This window comes from Variovorax sp. V93, from assembly GCF_041154485.1.
Taxonomy (GTDB): Bacteria; Pseudomonadota; Gammaproteobacteria; order Burkholderiales; family Burkholderiaceae_C; genus Variovorax; species Variovorax beijingensis_A.
Genome location: NZ_AP028669.1, coordinates 2949302 through 2971808, shown reverse-complemented (window position 1 = coordinate 2971808; position 22507 = coordinate 2949302). Strand labels below are relative to the sequence as shown.

The window sequence follows — 22507 nt, the reverse complement described above, 5'->3', positions numbered from 1 at the left end:
TTCAGGCCCGCCGGCCGGGGGCTTCCGCCGGCCTCGGCTCGGGCATGGCGCGCGGCATGCGGATGTGCGCCGCCAGGCCGCGCCCCGGCGTGCTGGTGAGCGCGAAGGTGCCGCCCATGCGCTCGATGTTCTTTGCCACGATCGACAGGCCGAGCCCGGCGCCGGCCGCCGAGGTGCGCGCCACGTCGCCCCGGAAGAAGGGCTTGGTCAGCTGCGAGAGCAGGGCCGGCTCGACGCCCGCACCGTGGTCGCGCACCTTGATCAGCACCGCGTCGTTGTTCGACTGGGCCTGGATCACCACGTCGGCAATGCCGGTGGAGGGCGTCTTGCCGTAGCGCCGGGCGTTCTCCACCAGGTTGGAGATCACGCGCGTGAGCTCGACCTCGTCGCCCAGCACGCGCAGGTCGGGCGGCACGTCGACGCGGATGTTCATCTCTTCGTAGTCCTGCACGGCGTAGGTGCAGGCATCGACCACATCGCGCAGCAGCACGGGCTTGGGGTCGACATGGTCGGGGCGCGCGTAGTCGAGGAACTTGTCGATGATGGCGTCGAGCTGGGCGATGTCGGCCGCCATGTGGTCGCGCGCGTCCTCGTCGGACACGCTCATCTCGGTTTCGAGCCGCAGCCGCGCGAGCGGCGTGCGCAGGTCGTGCGAGATGCCGGCCAGCATGATGGCACGGTCCTGCTCGATCTTGGCGAGCTGGTCGGCCATGCGGTTGAAGCCGATGTTGACCGCGCGGATCTCGTTGGTGCGGGCGCTCTCGTCGAGCCGGTGCGCCTCGTACTCGCCTTCGCGCACCTGCATGGTGGCGCGCGAGAGCTGCTTGAGCGGCAGGTTGATGAGCCGCGTGATCAGCGCCGCGCCGGCCAGGGACAGCGCCATGGCGGTGCTGAGCCAGACCAGCCAGGTGCGCCCGCCCACGCGGCTGAAGCGGGTCGGGTCGAGCAGCAGCCAGTAGGTGTCGCTCTCGATGGTGAAGCCGATCCACAGGCCCGGCTCGTCGTTGACGCGGCTGGCCACCGTGGTGCCTTCGCCGAGCTGGTCGATCAGCTCCTCGGTCACGCGCTGGTCGAGCGCGCCGCTGGTGTAGGGCTGGAAGCGGTCGTTGGGCTCGCGCGGCAGGATGCGCACGCCCTCCTGGTCGGCCAGCGTCTTGATCAGCGAGACCCGCGTGATCGCATCCGAATACACCAGCGCCGCGCGCGTGAGGTTCACGAGCGAGGCGATCTGGTGTGCGGTCTGGATGGCGCGCGGCTCGTATTCGAGCGAGCGGAAGGTCTGCAGCCAGGCGACCGTACAGCCGATCAGCAGCAGCGCGAGCAGGAAGAATGTGCGCCAGAAAAGGCTGAAGCCGAGCTTCAGGCCCGGTCGCCGGTCACGCTGGCCGCTGCCCTCCAGGGGGCTTGGCATGGTGACCTGCGCGCCGTCCTCCTGGGCTGGGCTGGGTCTGGCGGATTGCAGGCCGATGGCCACCTCAGGGTATCGTTCAGGCCGTGCCGTCCGGCACGAACACGTAGCCCACGCCCCACACGGTCTGGATGTAGCGGGGCGCTGCGGCATCGGCCTCGACCAGCTTGCGCAGGCGCGAGATCTGCACGTCGAGGCTGCGGTCGAAGGGCTCGAACTCGCGGCCGCGGGCCAGCTGGGCCAGCTTCTCGCGCGACAGCGGCTGGCGCGGATGGCGCACCAGCGCCTTGAGCATCGCGAATTCGCCGGTGGTCAGGGAGAGTTCCTCGCCGTCCTTCTTGAGCGTGCGCGAACCCAGGTCGAAGGCAAAGGGGCCGAAGGTGACGGTCTCGTTCTCGGTGGAAGGGGCGCCGGGCGCCTCGAGCGGCGGACGGCGGCGCAGCACCGCGTGCACGCGCGCCAGCAGTTCGCGGGGGTTGAACGGCTTGCCGAGGTAGTCGTCCGCGCCGACCTCCAGGCCGACGATGCGGTCGACGTCCTCGCCCTTGGCGGTGAGCATGATGATCGGCGTGCGGTCGTTGGCGGCACGCAGGCGGCGGCAGACCGACAGGCCGTCTTCGCCGGGCATCATCAGGTCGAGCACGATCAGGTCGACCGTGTCGCGCAACAGGATGCGATTGAGCGCCTTGCCGTCCTCGGCCACGATCACTTCGAAACCTTCCTGGGTCAGGTAGCGGCGAAGCAGGTCGCGGATGCGGGCGTCGTCGTCGACGATCACGATCTTGTCAGTGCGGGCGGGAACTTGAGTCATTTCTACAACGTTGAATTTGTAACAGCGCCGATTCTGAAGGCGTTGAGCCCCCGTTGAGCCGGTTTTACTTATGGTTTGACACTAAGTTACAAAACTTGCGGTCGCTCGCTGTCTAGTCATCCGACGTTCGCCCGGCGGTGGCAAAGTCCGCCCAGTGCTATGACTTTTGTTCAATGAGAACCCTTCTTCCCGTCCTGCCGATCCTTGTTGCCTGCAGCTGCGGCCCTGCCTTGGCAAACGCTGGCGAGTTTTTCAGGGTCGGCGATTCGCGGCGCAACGAGGTCCGTGAGGCGGTAGCGGCCCACCGTGCCGCGCAGCGCGACGAAATCCGGCGGGAGGAGGCCGTGGCCGGCAGGCGCCTCACGGCGGCCGAACTCTTCGAACTGCGCCAGCAGGTGCGAAGGCAATGGACGCCGCCCGGCACACCCCAGGTGCTGAATTCGGCAGAATCGCAGCCGGCCGAGCGAATGGTGCCGGAGCCGATGTCGGCCGCGCGCGCCCTGACCTTGCCGCGCAGCCAGCGCCGCTGAAGCGGCGAGGGCGGCGTGCCCTCACGTTCTCGAATACCAACCCCAGGGGAGTTAGCTCGTCTTGAAAAAAATCAGTTTGATCGCGGCCTTTGCCGCACTGGCTGCGGCAGGCGCCGCCGGCACCGCCATGGCCCAGAACATGGTCCCGCCGCCGCAGAACGTGCTGCAACTCACGGCCTCGGGCACGGTGGAAGTGCAGCAGGACATGCTCAGCATGACGCTCACCACCACGCGCGACGCAGCCGATGCCGCCACGGTCCAGTCGCAGCTCAAGGCCGCGGTGGACGCGGCCCTGGCCGAGGCAAAGAAGAACGCCCAGCCCGGCCAGCTCGACGTGCGCACCGGCAATTTCAGCCTGTCGCCGCGCTACACCCGAGAAGGCAAGATCAACGGCTGGCAGGGCTCCGCCGAAATGGTGCTCGAGGGCCGCGACTTCGCGCGCATCACGCAGACCGCAGGACGGATCACCACGCTGAACGTCGGCAATGTGGGCTTCGCGCTGAGCCGCGAGCAGCGCGCCAAAAGCGAGACCGAGGCCCAGACCATCGCCATCGAGAACTTCAAGCAGAAGGCCGCCGAACTGGCCAAGGGCTTCGGCTTCGGTGGCTACACGCTGCGCGAAGTCTCGGTGAACGCGAATGACAGCGGCCCGATCCGGCCGCGCGTCATGGCGGCGGCCGCCAAGTCCTTTTCGGCCGATGCGCCGGTGCCGGTGGAGGCCGGCAAGGCGAGCGTGGTCGTGAGCGTCTCGGGATCGGTGCAGCTCAAGTAGCTTCTATTGAGCGGTCCAGCCGCCGTCCATTTGCCAAGCCACGCCGCGCACCTGGTCGGCGGCCGGCGAGCACAGGAACACCGCAAGGCCGCCGAGCTGCTCGACCGTGGTGAACTGCAGCGAAGGCTGCTTTTCTCCCAGCAGCTCGTTCTGCGCCTGCGTGGCCGAAACGCCTTCCCGTGCCGCGCGGTCGTCGATCTGCTTTTGCACCAGCGGGGTCAGCACCCAGCCCGGGCAGATCGCATTGCTCGTGATGCCGGTGGTCGCGGTTTCGAGCGCCACCGACTTGGTGAAGCCGACGATGCCGTGCTTGGCCGCCACGTAGGCCGACTTCTGCGCCGAGGCCACCAGCCCGTGGGCCGACGCCACGTTGATGATGCGGCCCCAGTTGGCCTCGCGCATCGCGGGAATGGCGAGCCGGGTCGTGTGGAACGCGCTCGTGAGATTGATGGCGATGATGGCATCCCAGCGTTCAGGCGGGAAGTCCTCGACCTTTGCCACGTGCTGGATTCCGGCGTTGTTCACGAGGATGTCGACGCGGCCGAACCTGGACGCGGCGAACTTCATCATGTCCTCGATCTGAGCGGGCTGGCTCATGTCGGCGCCGTGATATTCGGTGCGCACGCCGAGCGCCTCGATCTGGGCCTTGGGGGTTTCGGCGTCGCCGAAACCGTTGAGCACGATGTTTGCGCCTTGTTGTGCAAGCGCCTTGGCAATGGCAAGGCCAATGCCGCTGGTGGACCCCGTGACAAGCGCGGTTTTGCCTTTGAGCATGAAGATCAATCTCCGGATGAATTAGGATGCGACGAGACCATTATCCGCACCAGGACGACTTCGTTTTCATGACAGAACCGACGCTTCATTACGTGGCGTGCGATGACGCCCAGGGCGGTCACCGCATGGCCTACTGGCAATGGGGCGACGCGCGCAGCGCGCGCGTGGTGATCTGCGTGCACGGCCTCACGCGGCAGGGGCGCGACTTCGACGTGCTCGCGCAGGCCCTCGTGGCGCGCGCCGCCGGCGACGTGCGCGTGGTCTGCCCCGACGTGGCGGGGCGCGGCCGAAGCGACTGGCTGCGCGACCCGGCCCTCTACCAGGTGCCGGTCTATGCGGCCGACATGCTGGCGCTCGTTGCGCAGCTGCACCGCGAACAACCGATCGGCACGCTCGACTACCTGGGCACCAGCATGGGCGGGCTGATCGGCTTCGTGCTGGCGGGGCACAAGCAATTGCCGCTGGCCCGGCCGATCCGCCGCTTCATCGTGAACGACGTGGGCCCGACGATCGAGGCCGCGGCGCTCCAGCGCATCGGCGCCTACGTGGGGCAGGGCGGCCGCTACGACAGCCTGCAGTCGGCGGCCGACGCCATGTGGGCGATCTCGACCAGCTTCGGCCCCCATACACCGGACCAGTGGCTTTCGCTGTCGCAGCACATGGTGGTGCCCGCATCGCAGCGCACGGCCGACGGCGCCGCCAAGGTGGAGCCCGGCGAATCCCAGAGCGATGCAGCAGGCCCCTGGCTGCTTCACTACGACCCGGCCATTGCCGTTGCGCTGCGCGCCATCACGCCCGAAGCTGCGGCCCAGGGCGGTGCCGTGATGTGGAGCCTCTATGACGCCATCGATGCGCGCACGCTCGTGACGCGCGGCGCCGAGTCGGACCTGCTCTCGCGCGAAACGGCCCTGGCCATGACGCAGCGCGGTCCGCGCGCTGCACTGATCGAGTTCGAAGGCGTCGGCCATGCGCCCACTTTCGTCGACCCCGGGCAGGTGGGCGCCGTCACCAACTTCCTGTTCGATTGAGGCCAACGTGAAGCGCGAGTCTTCGAGTCTCCAAACGGCGCATGCCCCAGATACGGCGGTGGTGGACTATCCCTTGTCCGCCGCCACGGCCGACCGCACGCCGGTGATGGAGAACATGCTCGCGCGTGCGCGCGCTTTCGCCGAGCCGCTGATCGCCGACGAAAAGCTCGACACCGGCGAGAACACGCTCGCGCATGCCGACGCCGTCGCGGCCATCGTCGCGAAGATGGGCGGCTCCGAGGCCATGCAGGCCGCGAGCTATCTGGTCTATGCCTGCCAGCACCTCAACCGTCCGCAGGAGGTCATTGCCAAGGTGTTCGGCGACAACTTCGCGGCGCTGGCAGTCGAGACCACCAAGCTGGTGCGCGTGCAGGAGCAGGCCCGCTCGGCTTCGCAGGGCCATCACCTGGCCGAAGGCGCGGCGGGTGCGCAGACCGAGAACGTGCGCAAGATGCTGCTCGCGTTCTCGCGCGACCTGCGCGTCGTCATGCTGCGCCTCGCATCGCGGCTGCAGACCCTGCGGCATGCCGCCGCCAGCAAGCAGCCGGCGCCCGAAAGCGTGGCGCGCGAGTCGCTGCAGGTGTTCGCGCCGCTCGCCAACCGGCTCGGCATCTGGCAGGTGAAGTGGGAAATCGAAGACCTCTCGTTCCGCTTCCTGGAGCCCGAGACCTACAAGCTGATCGCGCGCCTGCTCGACGAGAAGCGGATCGAGCGCGAAGGCCACGTCGAGCAGCTGCGCTCGCAGCTCGAAAGCGAGCTGCAGGCGGAGGGCGTGCGCGCCACGGTGCAGGGCCGGCCGAAGAACATCTACAGCATCGTCAAGAAGATGCGCGGCAAGTCGCTCGACTTCGCGCAGGTGTTCGACATCCTCGCATTGCGCGTGGTGGTGCCCGACGTGAAGGACTGCTACGCGGCGCTGGCCTGGGTGCATTCGCATTTCCAGCCGATCGACGAAGAGTTCGACGACTACATTGCACGGCCCAAGCCCAACGGCTACCAGTCGCTGCACACCGTGGTGCGCGAGATGGTCGATGGCAAGCCCGGCAAGCCGATCGAGATCCAGATCCGCACGGAAGAAATGCACGACCATGCCGAGCACGGCGTGGCGGCGCACTGGGCCTACAAGGAAGCCGGCCACAAGGGCTATGCGGGCGTGTGGGCGAGCGGCGAATACGACGCGAAGATCGCGGTGCTGCGGCAGCTGCTGGCGTGGGAGCGCGACCTTTCGGGCGGCTCGCAGGGCCAGGGCCTCTTCGACGACCGCATCTACGTGCTGACGCCCGACGCGGCCATCGTCGAACTGCCGCAGGGCGCGACGCCGGTCGACTTTGCCTACACCGTGCATACCACGCTGGGCCATCGCTGCCGCGGAGCGCGCGTCGATGGGGCCATGTTGCCGCTCAACACGCCGCTGTCCAACGGCCAGACGGTCGAGATCATCGCGGCCAAGGAGGGCGGCCCTTCGCGCGACTGGCTCAACGCAGAGCTCGGCTATCTTGCGAGCCACCGCGCACGCGCCAAGGTGCGCGCATGGTTCAACGCGCAGATCACGCACGAAACCGTGGCGCGCGGACGCGAGGCCGTCGAGAAGCTGCTGCAGCGCGAAGGCAAGACCTCCACGCGCCTCGAGGACCTGGCTTCGCAGCTGGGCTTCAAGTCGGCGGACCATCTGTTCGAAGTGGTCGGCAAGGACGAGTTCTCGCTGCGCAACATCGAGGTGCTGCTGCGTCCGCCCGAGCCCGCGCCGAACCCCGACGACGGCGTGCAGATCAAGAAGCCGCGCGCGAGCGAGAAGTCCGGCAAGGGCGGCGTGCTGGTGGTGGGCGTGTCTTCGTTGATGACGCAGCTCGCCAAGTGCTGCAAGCCCGCGCCGCCCGATGCCATCCGCGGCTTCGTGACGCGCGGCCACGGCGTCAGCGTGCACCGCGTCGACTGCAGCAACTTCCGGATGATGGCCTCGCGCGACGGCGAGCGCGTGATCGATGTCGAATGGGGTGCCGCGAAGGGCGGCGAAGCGCCGGTCTATGCAGTCGACGTGGCCGTCGAGGCAGCTGACCGCCAGGGCCTGCTGCGCGACATCTCCGATGTGTTCGCACGCGAGAAGATGAACGTGATCGGCGTGCAGACCCAATCGGTCAAGGGCACGGCATGGATGACGTTCACCGTGGAAATCTCCGATGCGGCGCGGCTCACGCAGGTGCTTGGCGTGGTGACGGCGGTTGCCGGTGTGCGATCTGCACGTCGGCGCTGAAAAAGCGCGTTTTCTCCTGCTACAATAGCTGCTTCTCGGACACATCCTTAGGCGCGTAGCTCAGCTGGTTAGAGCACCACCTTGACATGGTGGGGGTCGTTGGTTCGAGTCCAATCGCGCCTACCAATTTCTGTTTCGACTTCCGGCCAACCACCGGAGCTGTCGAACAGAGCTTTCACCGGGTTCCCCGGTGTTTCAATCGTCCTTGCGGTGAAGCAGACAAAGACCATGGCCATGTTGTTGTGCTACCTTGGCCGCTCTGCAAACCTTTTCCAAATTTCTTGACAAGCGATCTGATGAATACGCGATCAACGCTGGTTGATCGGGCTCATGCCGACATGCGCCTGGCCGCATTGCTCAGGCAGGCTCCCATCGAATTTGCACGCGCCGTCTATGGCATCAACGACCACGCAAGCGGCCGTACCGACACCATGGCGGCACGCGAAATAGCCCGCGCCATCCGGCAGGGAACGCCCGTGACGCAGGAGCGCGCCGAGCAGCGCTCGCGCGCCTACTTGCCCACCGCCGGCCAGGAACACTGTCCACGCTGCTGGGTGGTCTACGGCCACAAGAGTCCGCTGCGTTTCAGGGAAGCCACCGAGGAACGCCCCGGGACCGCCACCTGCAGTGCCTGCAGCGCCGAGTACGCCACAACGCTCGGTTGAAGCGGCGCTGGCACGGTCAGGGTAAACCTTGTCGCGATGCAGCAAAACCGCTACCTAGAATCATCGGATGACATGGGCATCCATGTGAAGGAGTCCGCAGTGCAGAGCAAGAAGTCCGGGGTCAAGCCGGTGCAACGTGTAATCAAGAAGTACCCCAACCGAAGGCTCTACGACACCGAGACATCCACGTACATCACGCTCACCGAGGTGAAGCAGCTGGTCATACAGAATGCCCAGTTCGTGGTGCGCGATGCCAAGACCGGCGACGACCTCACGCGCAGCATCCTGCTGCAGATCATCCTCGAGGAAGAAGCGGGCGGTGCGCCGATGTTCACCGAGCAGGTGCTGGCCAACATCATCCGCTTCTACGGACAGGCGATGCAGGGCTACATGGGCCCCTATCTCGAAAAGAACATCCAGGCCATGACCGAGGTGCAGGCCCAGCTCGCCGAAAAGGCAGAGGGCCTCACGCCCGAGATGTGGTCGCGCTTCATGACCATGCAGTCGCCCATGCTCCAGGGACTCATGGGCAACTACGTCGAGCAGTCCAAGAACGTGTTCCTGCAGATGCAGGAGCAGATGCAGAAAAATACCGAGCAGGTCCTGGGCGCATTCGGCATCAAACGCCCCTGAAATCCCGGCCCCGGCCGATAGCTGGGACAATAGGGGCATATATGAGCGAAGTTGCCTCCCCCGAACGCATGGCCACGCCGGCCGCCCCCAAGGTCGGCTTTGTGAGCCTGGGCTGCCCCAAGGCCCTGACCGATTCCGAACTGATCCTGACCCAGCTGAGCGCTGAGGGCTACCAGACCGCCAAGACCTTCGAGGGGGCCGACCTGGTGATCGTCAACACCTGCGGCTTCATCGACGATGCCGTGAAGGAAAGCCTCGACACCATCGGCGAGGCGCTGGCGGAAAACGGCCGCGTGATCGTCACGGGCTGCCTGGGCGCCAAGACCGGCGACCAGGGCGGCAACCTGGTTCGGCAGATGCACCCCAGCGTGCTGGCCGTGACCGGTCCGCACGCCACGCAGGAAGTCATGGACGCGGTCCACGCCAACCTGCCCAAGCCGCACGATCCCTTCGTCGACCTGGTTCCCAACACCTTCGGCATCGCAGGCTTGAAGCTCACGCCGCGGCACTATGCCTATCTGAAGATCAGCGAAGGCTGCAATCACCGCTGCACCTTCTGCATCATTCCCTCGATGCGCGGCGACCTGGTGTCGCGCCCGGTCGGCGACGTGCTCAGCGAGGCCAAGGCCCTGTTCGAAGGCGGGGTGAAGGAACTGCTGGTGATCAGCCAAGACACCTCGGCCTATGGCGTGGACGTCAAGTACCGCACCGGCTTCTGGGACGGCAAGCCGGTCAAGACGCGCATGCTCGAGCTGGTGCGCACATTGGGCGAAATTGCCGAGCCCTACGGCGCCTGGGTCCGGCTGCACTATGTGTATCCGTATCCGAGCGTGGACGAGATCATTCCGCTGATGGCCAGCGGCCAGGTGCTGCCGTACCTCGACGTGCCGCTGCAGCACAGCCATCCCGACGTGCTCAAGCGCATGAAGCGGCCGGCCAGCGGCGAGAAGAACCTGGAGCGCCTGGCGCGGTGGCGCGAGGTCTGCCCCGAACTGGTGATCCGCAGCACCTTCATCGCGGGCTTCCCTGGCGAAACCGAACAGGAGTTCGAGCATCTGCTCGACTTCATCCGCGAAGCGCAGATCGACCGCGCCGGATGCTTTGCCTACAGCCCGGTCGAAGGAGCCACCGCTAACGACATTCCCGGCATGCTGCCGCCGGCTGAACGTGAAGCCCGCCGCGCCCGTTTCATGGAAGTGGCCGAAGCGGTGTCGATCGCCAAGCTGCGACAGCGCGTCGGTGCAACCATGCAGGTGCTGGTGGACTCGGCGCCCGGCATGGGCCGCAAGGGCGGCGTGGGCCGCACCTATGCCGACGCCCCCGAGATCGACGGCACCGTGCGCCTGCTGCCGCCCGAGAAGATCAGCAAGACGCTCAAGGTGGGTGAATTCACGCGGGCCCACATCGTGGGCGCCGAGGGCCACGACCTGATCGCGTTGCCGATCTGAACCGTCGCCATCCTGGCGAGAGCGAGAAAGCAGCGCGGCGATCGCCGACTTGAGAACCACGGGCTGAGCGACAGGCGAAAAAGTTGTACGCCTACAGACGCGTGTGGCCTGGGGTTTGAACGTGGCGGCTTGTGTTCTCCAGGAGGTCCCATGTTCTTCCAGCTCTTTCAACCCGGATCCAGCCTTCATCTCAAGAGGGCTGCCACGCTGCTTCAGGAAGCCCAGATGGCGCGACTCGAGCACCAGGCTGCGGCGGAGCATCACGCGGCCCTGGCCAAGATGTATGCGGAGCGCGTGAAGCGCCTTTCCGGCGAGGTCTATCCGCTTCCGGCTCCCAGCGCCGAGGCAGCGGGCACGAAGACCGAGCAGGACAAGCCGGCGATCTATTCGATCGAGAGCAACCGCAGGCCCAAGTCCAACCTGCTGACGTAGTTCAAGAAAAGGAAAAGCCCGCTGGATGCGGGCTTTTCTGTGGGCATGGACAGGGCTGCAAGGGCCCGGCAGTTCTTCTTCTCAGTCATCCGAGCGAGAAACGACCAGGAGGCTCATGAACAACGCCCCGAGAAACATGCCGACTAACAAGGTAAATGCTGTGATCACAATGGTCTCCGCTAAATTGGATATTTTCAAATCAAACGTAACCTTGTGTACACACTCAAGTTACTTCTTGAATCGTTTTTGATGTGAAAGTGTGACTTTTGCTACACCTTGGGGCCGAAAGTCGGAAGCGCATCGCCAGTCTTGGGCGGACGGCCCGGATACAGGTACCTGGAATACTCGCCCGACCGGCCGTACAGCCGCGCCGCGAGTTCCACGGGATCCTCGTTGCGGTGCTTCTCGTAGAGCACGGGACCCCAGATGATGAATCCATCGATGCTAAGCGAGTGGGGCGCGGGCTCGATGGCCTTCCATGCATGCGCGAACTTTGAAATCCATGCCAGTGCTTCGGCCAGCGCATGGTTGCGAGCAGGGGAGGTGGTGGGTTCGGATGTCGACATGGCGGTTATCCTTTGTGAAAAGACTGTATAAATATACAGTAAAATTCACAATGTCGAGAATTGTTGCCGCCGGTCCCAGCCTACTTTTGCGTGCCGAACCAGGCCCAGAGCGCGGCCCCCAGGCCGATCCAGACCGCCAGGACGAGCACGGCGCCGGCAATGCTTCGCGGCTTCGCGCCTTGTTCCTTCATCCACAGGTCGGCGCGCTGGCGGCATTCCTCGAGTACATCGGCCGGAATGAGCCGGATGTTCAGCCAGATCAGGCCGGGCAGCAGCAAGGCGTCGTCGAGGTAGCCAAGAACGGGAATGAAATCCGGGATGAGGTCGATCGGGCTCAGCGCATAGGCGACGACGAAGGCCGCGAGCAGCTTGGCGAACCACGGCGTGCCCGGATGGCGATAGGCGAACCACAGAGTGACGGCATCGCGCTTGATGCGCGAGGCCCATTGCTTGATGCGTTGGAAAATGGTCATGCTCGCAGGCTGCCGACCCGGTGCATTGTTTCGCGTGTTAAGGTGCATCCCGGCTTCAAAGCTGTCGCAACCCCTGCAGATCCGCCGGCGGTCCCCCGCGGCGAGCCAATGCCGCGCCCAACAGGTGGGGTTGTGCGGTTCACCTCTACTGCCAACACGGTGTTATTGATTCGGTTGCTCCGCTTCTCGAGACTCTGCGCGATCATTCGTCGATGTACTGCGTCAGAATGGTGGAAAGCCGCTTCTCCAGGAGCGGGTTGCTGCATCATTTCATGAGACGAAGCCTGTTCCATTTGTTCGAATCCGTGCCGCCGACAAGCGCTTCGCAGAATGTTCCGCCTCAGGATCACGACGCCGCGCGCGAACGCGGCACACAACCGTCGGTGCGGCCAGGCTTGGCCGCGATCGGCATCCGTGAGGGAGAACATCCCTCGCTCATGTTCCCAGGGAAAAGAAAAAACCCCTGTAAATCGATGATTCACAGGGGTTTCAGCTTGGTAGGGGTGGTGCCCAGAAGAGGACTCGAACCTCCACGATGTTACTCGCTAGTACCTGAAACTAGTGCGTCTACCAATTCCGCCATCTGGGCCCACATAGCTGCCGAAGCAGTTATGTTTTGAATTTCAGGAAAGAGAGAATCATATCAAAAATAATGGCCATTCCAGCGGTCTGCTGGATGAATTTGAAGGAACTGTTCAAGGGCATCGCGACGGACACGGTTTCGTGCAGCGCGACGACGGCGAAGCCGACATCTATCTGCCCCCGAACGAGATGCGTGCGGTGCTGCACAAGGACCGCGTCAAGGCGCGCGTGGTGCGGCAGGATCGGCGCGGACGTCCCGAGGGGCGGGTGGTCGAAATCGTCGAGCGCCCCGAGCAGCCGATCATCGGCCGCCTGCTGCATGAAGGCGGCGTGTGGCTCGTCGCGCCCGAAGACAAGCGCTACGGACAGGACGTCCTGATTCCCAAGGGTGCCACCGGCCCCGCCAAGGTGGGGCAGGTCGTCGTGGTGCAACTCACCGAGCCGCCGGCGCTGTTCGGCCAGCCGGTCGGGCGCGTGAAGGAAGTATTGGGCGAGATCGACGATCCCGGCATGGAGATCGAGATCGCGGTGCGCAAGTACGGCGTGCCGCACGAATTTTCCGAGGCCTGCCTGGCCGAAGCCAAGGCGCTGCCTGAGAAGGTTCGCCCTGCCGACAAGAAAGGTCGGATCGACCTGACCGACGTGCCGCTGGTCACCATCGACGGCGAGGACGCGCGCGACTTCGACGACGCCGTGTACTGCGAGCCGGCCAAGGTCGGCCGCGGCAAGGGCTGGCGCCTGCTGGTGGCCATTGCCGACGTCAGCGCCTATGTGCAGACCGGCTCGGCCATCGACATCGATGCCTACGACCGCGCCACCAGTGTCTACTTTCCGCGCCGCGTGATCCCGATGCTGCCGGAGAAGCTGTCGAACGGCCTGTGCTCGCTGAACCCCGAGGTCGAACGCCTGTGCATGGTGTGCGACATGCTCGTGGCCGCCGACGGCGAGATCTATGCCTACCAGTTCTACCCCGCGGTGATGTTCAGCCATGCCCGCTTCACCTACACCGAAGTCGCGGCCATCCTTGGCAACACGCGGGGCCCTGAAGCTGCCAAGCGCAAGGACCGCGTCAAGGACCTGCTGAACCTGGCCGACGTGTACAAGGCGCTGCTCAAGCAGCGCGGCAAGCGCGGCGCGGTCGACTTCGAAACCACCGAGACGCAGATCATCTGCGACGACGCGGGCCGCATCGAGAAGATCGTGCCCCGCACGCGCAACGAGGCGCACCGCCTCATCGAAGAGGCCATGCTCGCGGCCAACGTGTGCAGCGCCGACTTCATCGCCGAGGGCAAGCACCCGGGCCTGTTCCGTGTGCACGAAGGCCCGACGCCCGAGAAGAAGGAAATCCTGCGCGGCTACCTGAAGGCCATGGGCGTGGGCTTGAGCATCACTGACGATCCGCGGCCCGGCGAGTTCCAGGCGATCGCCGAAGCCACCAAGGAGCGCCCCGACGCGCAGCAGATCCACACCATGCTGCTGCGATCGATGCAGCAGGCGATCTATACGCCCATCAACAGTGGCCATTTCGGCCTGGCGTACGAGGCCTACACGCATTTCACGAGCCCGATCCGGCGCTACCCCGACCTGCTGGTGCACCGCGTGATCAAGGCCATTCTTGGCAAGACGCGCTACCAGCTGCCGATGCTTCCGACGCCGGGCGAGGCGCATGCCAAGCTCGCCAAGCGGCTGGCTTCGCGCGTCAAGGCGCCGACCACCAAGCCGCAGAAAGCCACGGTCGCGCCGACCAAGGAAGTGCTGGCCTGGGAAGCGGCCGGCCTGCATTGCAGCGCCAACGAGCGCCGCGCCGACGAAGCCAGCCGCGACGTCGAAGCCTGGCTCAAGTGCAAGTACATGCGCGAGCACCTGGGCGAGGAGTATGGCGGCGTGGTCACGGCGGCCACGACCTTCGGCATCTTCGTGACGCTCGATGCAATGTACGTCGAGGGGCTGGTGCACATCACCGAACTCGGCGGCGAATACTTCAAGTTCGACGAGATGCGCCAGGAACTGCGCGGCGAGCGCACCGGCATCCGCTACGCCATCGGCACCCGCGTGCGGGTGCAGGTGAGCCGCGTCGACCTGGACGGGCGCAAGATCGATTTCCGCCTGGTGCGCGAGGGCGAAGACCTCACCACGCGCGCCATGAAGGACAAGGGCGCGGCCCCGGCCGGCGTGCCGGTCAAGGCATCGGCCAAGCGCAGTTCGCGCCACAAGGCCGAAGCCGTTCCAGAGCAGCGCGTCGAGCGCAGCGCCGCCGTTGCCGCTGCGGGCCCGCAGTCGGCGATGCAGGCTTTCAAGTCGGCCGTCAAGAAGGCCGCCAACAAGATGAAGGGCCGCAAACCCCGCCGCGCATGACGCACGGCGCCGCATTGCATCCCATCCATACAGACAAACCGAGAAGGAGACACCGAGCATGAGCGTGGAAAACAACAAGGGCCGCATCGCAATCGTCACGGGCGCCGGCACGGGCATAGGCCGCGCCGCGGCGCTGGCATTGCTGGCCGACGGCTGGAGCGTGGCCCTGGCGGGGCGCCGCCTCGAGCCGCTGGAACAGGTCGCCGAAGAGTCCGGCGCCGGTGCGCGCGCCTTCGCGGTGCCCACCGACGTGGCCAATGCGGAATCGGTGCAGGCGCTGTTCGCCGCCACGGTGGAGCGCTTCGGCCGCGTCGACCTGCTGTTCAACAACGCCGGCGTGGGCAATCCGCCGGGTCCGTTCGAGGACTGGACGCCCGAGCAGTGGCGCGGCGTGGTCGACATCAACCTGAGCGGCATGTTCTTCTGCATCCAGCAGGCGTTCCGCACGATGAAGGCGCAGACGCCGCGCGGCGGCCGCATCATCAACAACGGCTCCATCTCGGCCACCGCGCCGCGGCCCAATTCCGCGGCGTACACCGCGACCAAGCACGCGGTCGAGGGCCTCACCAAGACCGCTTCGCTCGACGGGCGCAAGTACGACATCGCGGTCGGCCAGATCGACGTGGGCAACGCCATGACGGAACTGGCTGCGCGCATGGCCAAGGGCGTGCCGCAGGCCAACGGCGAACTCGCGATCGAGCCGCTGATGGACGTGAAGATCGTGGGCCAGTCGGTGCTCTACATGGCGAACCTGCCGCTGGAGGCCAACGTGCTGTTCCATACGGTCATGGCGACGAAGATGCCCTTCGTCGGTCGCGGCTAGAACTCGTCAGCAGGGCGCCTGGCGCGCCAGCGCGCCGGCCGTCAGCGGGGGCGCGCCGGCCGGCCAGGTGTCGGCGATGCGGCCGTGGTGCCAGACGGCTTCGCAGGCCGCCTCGAATGGTGGCCGCCGCGCCGCCAGTGCGGCGCCGATCATTCCCGCGAGCACGTCGCCGGTGCCGGCGGTTGCCAGCTTCGCGTTGCCAGTCGGATTGAGCACCGGCGGCGTGCCGCCGCCCTCGGCAATCACTGTTCCCGATCCCTTGAGCACGGCGACCACGCCGTAGCGCGACGCGAGCTGGCGGGCGGCTGCGAGCCTGTCGGCCTGGATGTCGGCGGCCGTGCAGTTCAGCAGGCGCGCGGCTTCGAGCGGATGCGGGGTGATCACCGTCGGCCTGCCGCGCCGGGCGCGCGATGCCAGCTGGGCCTGCAGCGCGCCATCGACCGCGATGGCATTCAGTGCATCGGCGTCGAGCACCAGCGCGGCCGCCGTCGCCAGCACGCGCGGCAGCACCGCGCGGATGTCCGCGCCGCCGCCGCATCCGCAGACCGCTGTCATGCCCGAGAGATCGAGCGACTTGGCGTCTCGCAGCATCAGTTCGGGCTGCGCCAGGTCGACCGGGGCCGCGCTCGCGTCGAGCAGTCCGACGAACACGCGGCCCGCACCCGCATGCAGCGCGGCGGAGCCGGCCAGCAGCGCGGCGCCCGCCATGCCGGATGCACCGCCGATCACCGCGACATCGCCATAGCTGCCCTTGTGCGAGGCGTGGCTGCGTGGGGTATCCGCCGGTGCGCCCGCCAGGCGCGCGACCGGCTCCTCGCCGGCGCTGCTGCAGCCCAGGTCGTCGAACCAGACCGTGCCCGCGGCATCGCGGCCCTGCGCTGTGACCAGGCCGGGCTTGAGGGTCAGGAAGCTCAGGCAGAAGCGGCGCGAAGCGTCAGCCGCACGGGGCTCGGCGCTTGAAGCGCCGGTGTCGGCATTCAGCCCAGAGGGCACATCGACGCTGAGCACCGGCGCGGCCATCTCATGCATCCGACGCAGCCAATCGGCCATGAGCTTTTCGGGAGGCCGGCTCGATCCGATGCCGAGCAGCGCGTCGATCGCCAGATCGCAGCTCGCAGGCGGCTCCGGCGCGAAGATCACGCCGGCATCGCGGGCCCGTTGCAGCGACGCCCTGGCATCCGGCGGCAGCCGGTCTTCATCGCCCGCGAAGGTCGCGATGGGCAGGAAGCCGCGGTGCTGCAGCTGCGCAGCAGCTTCGAAGCCGTCGCCGCCGTTGTTGCCCGGCCCGCAGGCGACCCAGATCGTCCGCGCATGCGGCGCCAGTGCCATCGCGAGCCGCGCCACGGCCAGGCCCGCGCGCTGCATCAGCGTGTGAGGGGGCAGGGCGGCCGCCGCTTTCTGTTCGATGCGACGCGTTGCCGCAATGTCGAACAGGTCACAGGCGGTGGCGGGCGTGATGCGTTGCATGGGCCGATTCTGCCCGCCTGAAGCCGCGCCTGCGCAGCTGCGGCCCAGCCTACTGGGCGAGCCGCTCGATGCCCAGGCCTTCGAGGTCGACGCCAGCGTCGCGGCCGCCGATCAGGTCGGCCACCACGCGTGCGCTGCCGCACGACAGCGCCCATCCGCTCGAACCGTGGCCCAGATTGAGCCAGACGCCCGGTACGCCGCTGGCACCGAGCACCGGCGGGCCATCGGGCAGCATCGGGCGCGCGCCCTTCCATTGCTGCACGCCCGACTGCAGCGTTGCGGCGCCCGGAAACCAGTCGTGCAGCACCTTGTAGAGCGTTTGCACGGCCGAGGCATTCATCGAACTCAGGGAGCCGCCGATCTCGGCGCCGCCGGCCACGCGCACGCGCTGGCCCAGGCGCGAGATCGCAACCTTGTAGCGTTCGTCCATCACGGCGCTGCGCGGCGCGTTGAGCGATTCGCGAATCGGCGCGCTGATCGAATGGCCGTACACCGGCGCCAGCGGAATCCGCAACCCGAGCGGCCGCAGCAGCGTGGCCGAGGCAAGACCGGCGCACACCACCACCGCATCGAAGCGCAGCGGCGGCGAGCCGCTGGCGAGCGAGACGGAGGTTGGGGCCGCGCGGCTCAGCGGCGCAATGTCGCAGTTGAAATGGAACTGGGCGCCGAGCGCCTCGGCTTCCCACTTGAGAAGCAGTGCGAACTGGCGGCAGTTGGCCACTTCGTCCTCGGGCAGGTGGATCGCACCCGCGAGCGCCGTCTCGGTGCTGAGCGCGGGCTCGATGCGGCGGGCCTCGTCGGCGTCCACCTCCCTGAAGACGCTGCCCGCTGCGCGCAGCACCTCGAGGCCTGGCTGGACCAGTTTTTTCTCGCGCTTGGAGCGCAGCAGCACGAGGTAGCCGTCGCTGCGTTCGTAGCTCAGTTCGCGGGCTTCGGTCACTTCGTGCAGCCGGGTGCGGCTGTAGAACGCCAGGCGCTGCATGCGGGCGCGGTTGGCCAGGTAGGTTTCGAGCTTGCAGGCCTTCTGCCAGCGCGACATCCAGCTGAGGTCGCGCGGGCTCAGCGGCCAGCGCAGCTTGATGGCGCCGTGCGGCGACAGCAGCGAGCGCAGCACCTTGGCGCGCATGCCCGGCGCGGCCCAGGGCGTGACGTAGCCCGGCGCGACCACTCCCGCATTCGCAAAACTGGATTCCTCGGCGGCGGCGCCACGGCGCTCGAACACGGAAACTTCATGGCCGTCCGAAACCAGTTCCCAGGCGGTTGTGACGCCGATGATGCCGGCGCCCACGATCGCGATTTTCATTGAATTTTTGAGTAAGAAGAGATGGCCGGCGCCCGTCGATCGGTGCGCGAGGCTATTGTTTTTGCAGCGCTTTTTCTGCTTGCAGCGCGACCGCCAGGACGGCGTCGTCGTGCAGCGAGGCATGCCACAGCATCAGGCCCACCGGCAACTCGCCGGCGGCGTGGCAGGGCAGCGAGATGGCGCAGCCGTCGAGCATATTGACGATCGACGGGTTGCGCAGCAGCAGCGCATTGATGCGGAAGAATTCGTCATCGCGCTCGGCGCCCGGGGCGACGCCCGCAATGGCGGGCGCGGTGATCGGCACGGTGGGCGAGAGCACCGCGTCGAAGGGCGTCAGCGCCGCCTCGACGCGGGTGATCCAGTCGCGCCGGGCGTGCACGAGATCGATGTATTCGTGCGCCTTCATGGAGGCGCCCCGCAGGATGCGCTGGGCCACGCGAGGGTCGTAGCCGGCACCGCTGCGCTCGAGCAGCAGCCGGTGCCAGGCATAGGATTCAGCCGCCGAAAAACCGCCGGTGGCGTTGATCGCCTGCAGTTCCGCGAGTTCCGGCAGCTCGATCTCCTCGATCCGGGCACCACCATCGCGCAGTGTTCGCAGCGCATCTTCGAAGGCTCGGGCCACAGCGGGCTCGATGCCGTCGAAGAAAACGTTCTTCACGACGGCAAGCCGGTACGCTCCCAGCGAGGCCGCACCGGCCGTCACACGGCGCGCCGCAAGGATCTCGTGCACGGCGACGGCGTCGCGCACCGAGCGCGTCATCGCGCAGACGGTGTCGAGCGTGGTCGACAGCGGCAGGGCGCCCTGGGTCGGCACCAGCCGGGCGGTGCTCTTGAAGCCCACGATGCCGTTCAGCGCCGCGGGAATGCGGATCGAGCCGCCCGTGTCGGAGCCCAGGCCGATGAAGGCCGCTCCGCTGGCGACCGAGACGGCGGCGCCGGAGGACGAACCGCCCGGGATGCGCGGCGTGGCCGCATCGCTCGCGTTGGCCGGCGTACCGTGATGCGGGTTGACTCCCACGCCGGAAAAGGCGAATTCCGTCATGTTGGTGCGGCCCGTCAGCACGCCACCCGCGGCGCGCAGCCGCGCCACCGCGACGGCATCGGCCTTGGCGGCCGGCGCATGCGAAAGCACCACGGAGCCCGCCGGAGTCGGCTGCCCCTCGATGTCGAACAGGTCCTTGGCGGTGAAGGCAAGGCCGGCGAGCCGGCTCTGCGGCGCCGAGCCGGCGGCCTGCCGGCGGGCTTCGTCGAACAGCGTGCGGGTGAACACGTGGCTGCAGGCCGGGGACTGGGCAATGCCGATGGCGCGCTCCAATTCGGTGCATGCATCGGTGCCACCTGCCAGAAGGTTCAGACGGGTGGCGTGGAGGTCGTTCATGGGTGGGCTGGGAGGGCGCGGACGGCTCGGTTCCGGGGTGGACAAGGAGAAGGGGCGAAAGAGGGCCGTGCTATACTCTTTGGGTTTCGCTGAACATGTGACGGCTTTCGTCGCACCCAGCCAAACACATTCGCAAACCGGCCCATTCAAGGTGTTGTGACTCCATTCGAAGGAGGCACAAAACGGGCTGGATTTTAGACCCAACCTTTGGAGTAATTTTCAATGTCTACCACCATGCGCGAAATGCTGGAAGCCGGTGTCCACTTCGGTCACCAAACCCGCTTCTGGAACCCCAAGATGGCCCCGTACATCTTCGGCCATCGCAACAAGATTCACATCATCAACCTGGAAAAGTCGCTCCCGATGTTCCAGGACGCGATGAAGTACGCCAAGCAGCTCACCGCCAACCGCGGCACGATCCTGATGGTCGGCACCAAGCGCCAGGCCCGTGAAATCGTGGCTGCCGAAGCCCGCCGCGCCGGCGTGCCTTTCGTCGACACCCGCTGGCTCGGCGGCATGCTGACCAACTTCAAGACGGTCAAGACCTCGATCAAGCGCCTGAAGGACATGAAGGCCCAGCAGGAAGCCGGCCTCGAAAGCCTGAGCAAGAAAGAGCAGCTCACCTTCACCCGTGAAATCGAGAAGCTCGAGAAGGACATCGGCGGCATCCAGGACATGACCGCGCTGCCTGACGCCATCTTCGTGATCGACGTGGGCTTCCACAAGATCGCCGTGGCCGAGGCCAAGAAGCTGGGCATTCCGCTGATCGGCGTGGTCGACTCCAACCACTCGCCCGAAGGCATCGACTACGTGATCCCGGGCAACGACGACTCGTCGAAGGCCGTCACGCTCTACGCCCGCGGCATCGCCGACGCGATCATCGAAGGCCGCAACAGCGCCACCGGCGACGTGGTCAAGGCCATTGCCGAAGGCAGCGATGAATTCGTCGAAGTCGAAGAGGGCGCCTCGGCCTGATCGAGTGCTCTCACGCGCCTGAAGAAGGGGCTTGGTGCCCCTTTTTTTTAATCTGATTTTTTGGACACGGAGATAGAACAATGGCTGCAATCACCGCAAGCATGGTCGGCGAACTGCGCGCAAAGACCGACGCGCCGATGATGGAATGCAAGAAGGCCCTGACCGAGGCCGACGGCAACATGGAAAAGGCCGAAGAGCTGCTGCGCATCAAGCTCGGCAACAAGGCCGGCAAGGCCTCGGGCCGCATCACCGCCGAAGGCGTGGTCACGGCGTTTGTCGACGGCGCTGCCGGCGGCATGATCGAGATCAACTGCGAAACCGACTTCGTCACCAAGAACGACAGCTTCCTGGCCATGGCCAACGCTGCCGCGATGCTGGTCGCCAAGCACAACCCCGCGGACATCGCCGCGCTCGGCGCGCTGCCCTATGAGCAGGACGGTTTCGGCCCCACGCTCGAGGACGTGCGCAAGGGCCTGATCGGCAAGATCGGCGAGAACATGAGTTTCCGCCGCTTCAAGCACTTTGCCGGCAACGGCAAGCTGGCTTCGTACCTGCACGGCACGCGCATCGGCGTGATGGTCGAATTCGAAGGCGACGACACCTCGGCCAAGGACGTGGCAATGCACATCGCCGCCATGAAGCCGGTTGCCATCTCGGCCGCCGACGTGCCTGCCGATCTGATCGAAAAAGAGCGCGCCGTGGCCGCCGGCAAGGCCGAGGAAGACCGCAAGACCGCCGAAGCCGAAGGCAAGAAGCCGCAGCCGGCCGACATCGTTGCCAAGCGCATCGAAGGCGGCGTGCAGAAGTACCTCAAGGAAGTCTCGCTGCACAACCAGCCGTTCGTGAAGAACGACAAGCAGACCGTCGAGCAGATGCTCAAGGCCGCCAACACCAGCATCAAGGGCTTCACCCTGTATGTGGTCGGCGAAGGCATCGAAAAGAAGGTCGACGACTTTGCCGCCGAAGTTGCAGCCCAGGTGGCTGCTGCCAAGGCCGCCGCGTAAAAACTGTTACGCCCCAAGGCAGCGGTGCACGCGTGTGTGCCGCCGCTTTTTCACCGCCTCGTTCTACACTCGCCCCCGCCAACCCAAGTAAGGAAATTGCCCATGTCTGATCCCCGCCCAGCCCACAAGCGAATCTTGTTGAAGCTGTCGGGCGAGGCATTGATGGGAGACGATGCCTTTGGTATTAATCGTGCGACCATCGTTCGCATGGTCGAAGAGGTGGCCGAGGTGGTGAACATGGGTGTGGAAGTCGCCGTCGTGATCGGCGGCGGCAACATCTTCCGCGGTGTCGCGGGAGGCTCGGTCGGCATGGACCGCGCGACGGCCGACTACATGGGCATGCTGGCCACCGTCATGAATTCGCTGGCCCTGGCCGACGCCATGAACAAGCAGGGGCTGGTGGCGCGCGTCATGTCCGCCATCGCCATCGAGCAGGTGGTCGAGCCCTACGTGCGGCCCAAGGCGCTGCAGTACCTCGAAGAGGGCAAGGTGGTCGTGTTTGCCGCGGGCACCGGCAATCCGTTCTTCACCACCGACACGGCCGCTGCGCTGCGCGGTGCCGAGATCGGTGCCGAACTGGTGCTCAAGGCCACCAAGGTCGACGGCGTCTATTCCGCCGATCCGAAGACCCATCCCGATGCAACGCGCTATTCGTCGCTCACTTTCGACGAGGCAATCGCGCAGAATCTCGGCATCATGGACGCCACGGCCTTTGCGCTGTGCCGCGACCAGAAGCTGCCGATCAAGGTGTTCTCGATCTTCAAGAACGGTGCGCTCAAGCGCGTCGTCATGGGCGAGGACGAAGGCACGCTGGTGCATGCCTGAGGAG

General features: G+C 66.2%; 21 protein-coding genes and 2 tRNA genes. 14 read left to right on the top strand and 9 right to left on the bottom strand.

Annotated features, from left to right (window positions below):
* Position 1 precedes the first annotated feature (1 nt).
* The gene (locus ACAM54_RS14155; RefSeq protein WP_145746566.1) at positions 2-1411 is read right to left on the bottom strand and encodes a sensor histidine kinase; all 1410 of its coding nucleotides are present in this window, start codon (positions 1409-1411) and stop codon (positions 2-4) included.
* 76 nt (positions 1412-1487) lie between these two features.
* Positions 1488-2219, bottom strand: a complete 732-nt coding sequence (gene ompR / locus ACAM54_RS14150) for a two-component system response regulator OmpR (RefSeq protein WP_012747691.1) — start codon at positions 2217-2219, stop codon at positions 1488-1490.
* A gap of 173 nt (positions 2220-2392) precedes the next feature.
* Here ompR and ACAM54_RS14145 point away from each other — a divergent pair, with 173 nt between their 5' ends.
* Both ACAM54_RS14145 and ACAM54_RS14140 read left to right on the top strand, forming a co-directional pair.
* On the top strand, positions 2393-2749 hold the full coding sequence (locus ACAM54_RS14145) for a hypothetical protein (RefSeq protein ID WP_369647958.1): 357 nt from the start codon (positions 2393-2395) through the stop codon (positions 2747-2749).
* Between the two features lie 61 nt (positions 2750-2810).
* Entirely contained in the window at positions 2811-3521 is a 711-nt protein-coding gene (locus tag ACAM54_RS14140) for an SIMPL domain-containing protein (protein WP_369647957.1), read from the top strand.
* A gap of 3 nt (positions 3522-3524) precedes the next feature.
* Here ACAM54_RS14140 and ACAM54_RS14135 read toward each other — a convergent pair whose 3' ends face one another.
* The gene (locus tag ACAM54_RS14135; protein ID WP_369647956.1) at positions 3525-4295 is read right to left on the bottom strand and encodes a 3-hydroxybutyrate dehydrogenase; all 771 of its coding nucleotides are present in this window, start codon (positions 4293-4295) and stop codon (positions 3525-3527) included.
* 68 nt (positions 4296-4363) lie between these two features.
* On the opposite strand from ACAM54_RS14135, the gene ACAM54_RS14130 reads away from it, so the two are divergent.
* The 7 genes from ACAM54_RS14130 (at position 4364) to ACAM54_RS14100 (ending at position 10752) form a co-directional block, all read left to right on the top strand.
* A complete protein-coding gene (locus ACAM54_RS14130; RefSeq protein WP_369647955.1) occupies positions 4364-5323 on the top strand; it encodes an alpha/beta fold hydrolase in 960 nt (319 codons plus the stop codon).
* Between the two features lie 106 nt (positions 5324-5429).
* The gene (locus ACAM54_RS14125) at positions 5430-7574 is read left to right on the top strand and encodes a bifunctional (p)ppGpp synthetase/guanosine-3',5'-bis(diphosphate) 3'-pyrophosphohydrolase (protein ID WP_369650979.1); all 2145 of its coding nucleotides are present in this window, start codon (positions 5430-5432) and stop codon (positions 7572-7574) included.
* Between the two features lie 49 nt (positions 7575-7623).
* A tRNA-Val gene (locus ACAM54_RS14120) sits at positions 7624-7700 on the top strand.
* A gap of 170 nt (positions 7701-7870) precedes the next feature.
* Positions 7871-8239 carry a hypothetical protein gene (locus ACAM54_RS14115; protein WP_369647954.1) on the top strand — a complete coding sequence of 123 codons (369 nt, stop codon included), beginning with the start codon at positions 7871-7873 and terminating at the stop codon, positions 8237-8239.
* 72 nt (positions 8240-8311) lie between these two features.
* Positions 8312-8872, top strand: a complete 561-nt coding sequence (phaR, locus tag ACAM54_RS14110) for a polyhydroxyalkanoate synthesis repressor PhaR (protein ID WP_041946121.1) — start codon at positions 8312-8314, stop codon at positions 8870-8872.
* A 41-nt stretch (positions 8873-8913) separates the two neighbouring features.
* Complete coding sequence (rimO, locus tag ACAM54_RS14105) at positions 8914-10320, top strand: 30S ribosomal protein S12 methylthiotransferase RimO (protein WP_369647953.1); 1407 nt, start codon at positions 8914-8916, stop codon at positions 10318-10320.
* A gap of 150 nt (positions 10321-10470) precedes the next feature.
* Positions 10471-10752: a hypothetical protein gene (locus ACAM54_RS14100; protein ID WP_145746572.1), complete on the top strand. Its 282-nt coding sequence runs from the start codon at positions 10471-10473 to the stop codon at positions 10750-10752.
* 269 nt (positions 10753-11021) lie between these two features.
* On the opposite strand, the gene ACAM54_RS14095 is transcribed toward ACAM54_RS14100, so the two are convergent.
* The 3 genes from ACAM54_RS14095 to ACAM54_RS14085 form a co-directional block, all read right to left on the bottom strand.
* Positions 11022-11318, bottom strand: a complete 297-nt coding sequence (locus tag ACAM54_RS14095) for a hypothetical protein (protein ID WP_369647952.1) — start codon at positions 11316-11318, stop codon at positions 11022-11024.
* Positions 11319-11398: 80 nt separating this feature from the next.
* A complete protein-coding gene (locus ACAM54_RS14090) occupies positions 11399-11791 on the bottom strand; it encodes a YkvA family protein (protein WP_369647951.1) in 393 nt (130 codons plus the stop codon).
* Between the two features lie 504 nt (positions 11792-12295).
* Positions 12296-12380: transfer RNA gene (locus tag ACAM54_RS14085), tRNA-Leu, on the bottom strand.
* 80 nt (positions 12381-12460) lie between these two features.
* On the opposite strand from ACAM54_RS14085, the gene rnr reads away from it, so the two are divergent.
* A complete protein-coding gene (gene rnr, locus ACAM54_RS14080) occupies positions 12461-14728 on the top strand; it encodes a ribonuclease R (RefSeq protein WP_225612913.1) in 2268 nt (755 codons plus the stop codon).
* Positions 14729-14786: 58 nt separating this feature from the next.
* Positions 14787-15551 carry an SDR family oxidoreductase gene (locus tag ACAM54_RS14075; protein WP_369647950.1) on the top strand — a complete coding sequence of 255 codons (765 nt, stop codon included), beginning with the start codon at positions 14787-14789 and terminating at the stop codon, positions 15549-15551.
* 6 nt (positions 15552-15557) lie between these two features.
* Here the strand turns inward: ACAM54_RS14075 and ACAM54_RS14070 are convergent, their stop codons facing one another.
* The 3 genes from ACAM54_RS14070 to ACAM54_RS14060 are packed head-to-tail and all read right to left on the bottom strand — an operon-like array spanning position 15558 to position 19699.
* Positions 15558-17018, bottom strand: a complete 1461-nt coding sequence (locus ACAM54_RS14070) for an NAD(P)H-hydrate dehydratase (RefSeq protein ID WP_369647949.1) — start codon at positions 17016-17018, stop codon at positions 15558-15560.
* A 49-nt stretch (positions 17019-17067) separates the two neighbouring features.
* A complete protein-coding gene (locus ACAM54_RS14065) occupies positions 17068-18321 on the bottom strand; it encodes a D-amino acid dehydrogenase (RefSeq protein ID WP_369647948.1) in 1254 nt (417 codons plus the stop codon).
* 52 nt (positions 18322-18373) lie between these two features.
* Complete coding sequence (locus tag ACAM54_RS14060; RefSeq protein ID WP_369647947.1) at positions 18374-19699, bottom strand: amidase; 1326 nt, start codon at positions 19697-19699, stop codon at positions 18374-18376.
* A gap of 222 nt (positions 19700-19921) precedes the next feature.
* On the opposite strand from ACAM54_RS14060, the gene rpsB reads away from it, so the two are divergent.
* From rpsB to pyrH, 3 genes are all read left to right on the top strand, one after another.
* The gene (rpsB, locus tag ACAM54_RS14055) at positions 19922-20674 is read left to right on the top strand and encodes a 30S ribosomal protein S2 (RefSeq protein ID WP_145746580.1); all 753 of its coding nucleotides are present in this window, start codon (positions 19922-19924) and stop codon (positions 20672-20674) included.
* An 80-nt stretch (positions 20675-20754) separates the two neighbouring features.
* Positions 20755-21678 (top strand): translation elongation factor Ts, encoded by a 924-nt coding sequence (tsf, locus tag ACAM54_RS14050; RefSeq protein WP_124960539.1) that lies wholly within the window; start codon positions 20755-20757, stop codon positions 21676-21678.
* Between the two features lie 102 nt (positions 21679-21780).
* On the top strand, positions 21781-22503 hold the full coding sequence (gene pyrH / locus ACAM54_RS14045; protein WP_018905021.1) for a UMP kinase: 723 nt from the start codon (positions 21781-21783) through the stop codon (positions 22501-22503).
* The last annotated feature ends 4 nt before the right edge of the window (positions 22504-22507 follow it).

Coding starts and splice junctions, on each gene's coding strand:
- ACAM54_RS14135 (WP_369647956.1), bottom strand. CDS start 4,295: ATGCTCAAAGGCAAAACCGCGCTTGTCACGGGGTCCACCAGCGGCATT.
- rpsB (WP_145746580.1), top strand. CDS start 19,922: ATGTCTACCACCATGCGCGAAATGCTGGAAGCCGGTGTCCACTTCGGT.
- ACAM54_RS14145 (WP_369647958.1), top strand. CDS start 2,393: ATGAGAACCCTTCTTCCCGTCCTGCCGATCCTTGTTGCCTGCAGCTGC.
- ACAM54_RS14125 (WP_369650979.1), top strand. CDS start 5,430: ATGGAGAACATGCTCGCGCGTGCGCGCGCTTTCGCCGAGCCGCTGATC.
- tsf (WP_124960539.1), top strand. CDS start 20,755: ATGGCTGCAATCACCGCAAGCATGGTCGGCGAACTGCGCGCAAAGACC.
- ACAM54_RS14130 (WP_369647955.1), top strand. CDS start 4,364: ATGACAGAACCGACGCTTCATTACGTGGCGTGCGATGACGCCCAGGGC.
- ompR (WP_012747691.1), bottom strand. CDS start 2,219: ATGACTCAAGTTCCCGCCCGCACTGACAAGATCGTGATCGTCGACGAC.
- pyrH (WP_018905021.1), top strand. CDS start 21,781: ATGTCTGATCCCCGCCCAGCCCACAAGCGAATCTTGTTGAAGCTGTCG.
- ACAM54_RS14090 (WP_369647951.1), bottom strand. CDS start 11,791: ATGACCATTTTCCAACGCATCAAGCAATGGGCCTCGCGCATCAAGCGC.
- ACAM54_RS14155 (WP_145746566.1), bottom strand. CDS start 1,411: ATGCCAAGCCCCCTGGAGGGCAGCGGCCAGCGTGACCGGCGACCGGGC.
- rimO (WP_369647953.1), top strand. CDS start 8,914: ATGAGCGAAGTTGCCTCCCCCGAACGCATGGCCACGCCGGCCGCCCCC.
- ACAM54_RS14095 (WP_369647952.1), bottom strand. CDS start 11,318: ATGTCGACATCCGAACCCACCACCTCCCCTGCTCGCAACCATGCGCTG.
- ACAM54_RS14115 (WP_369647954.1), top strand. CDS start 7,871: ATGAATACGCGATCAACGCTGGTTGATCGGGCTCATGCCGACATGCGC.
- ACAM54_RS14075 (WP_369647950.1), top strand. CDS start 14,787: ATGAGCGTGGAAAACAACAAGGGCCGCATCGCAATCGTCACGGGCGCC.
- ACAM54_RS14065 (WP_369647948.1), bottom strand. CDS start 18,321: ATGAAAATCGCGATCGTGGGCGCCGGCATCATCGGCGTCACAACCGCC.
- ACAM54_RS14100 (WP_145746572.1), top strand. CDS start 10,471: ATGTTCTTCCAGCTCTTTCAACCCGGATCCAGCCTTCATCTCAAGAGG.
- ACAM54_RS14060 (WP_369647947.1), bottom strand. CDS start 19,699: ATGAACGACCTCCACGCCACCCGTCTGAACCTTCTGGCAGGTGGCACC.
- ACAM54_RS14070 (WP_369647949.1), bottom strand. CDS start 17,018: ATGCAACGCATCACGCCCGCCACCGCCTGTGACCTGTTCGACATTGCG.
- phaR (WP_041946121.1), top strand. CDS start 8,312: ATGGGCATCCATGTGAAGGAGTCCGCAGTGCAGAGCAAGAAGTCCGGG.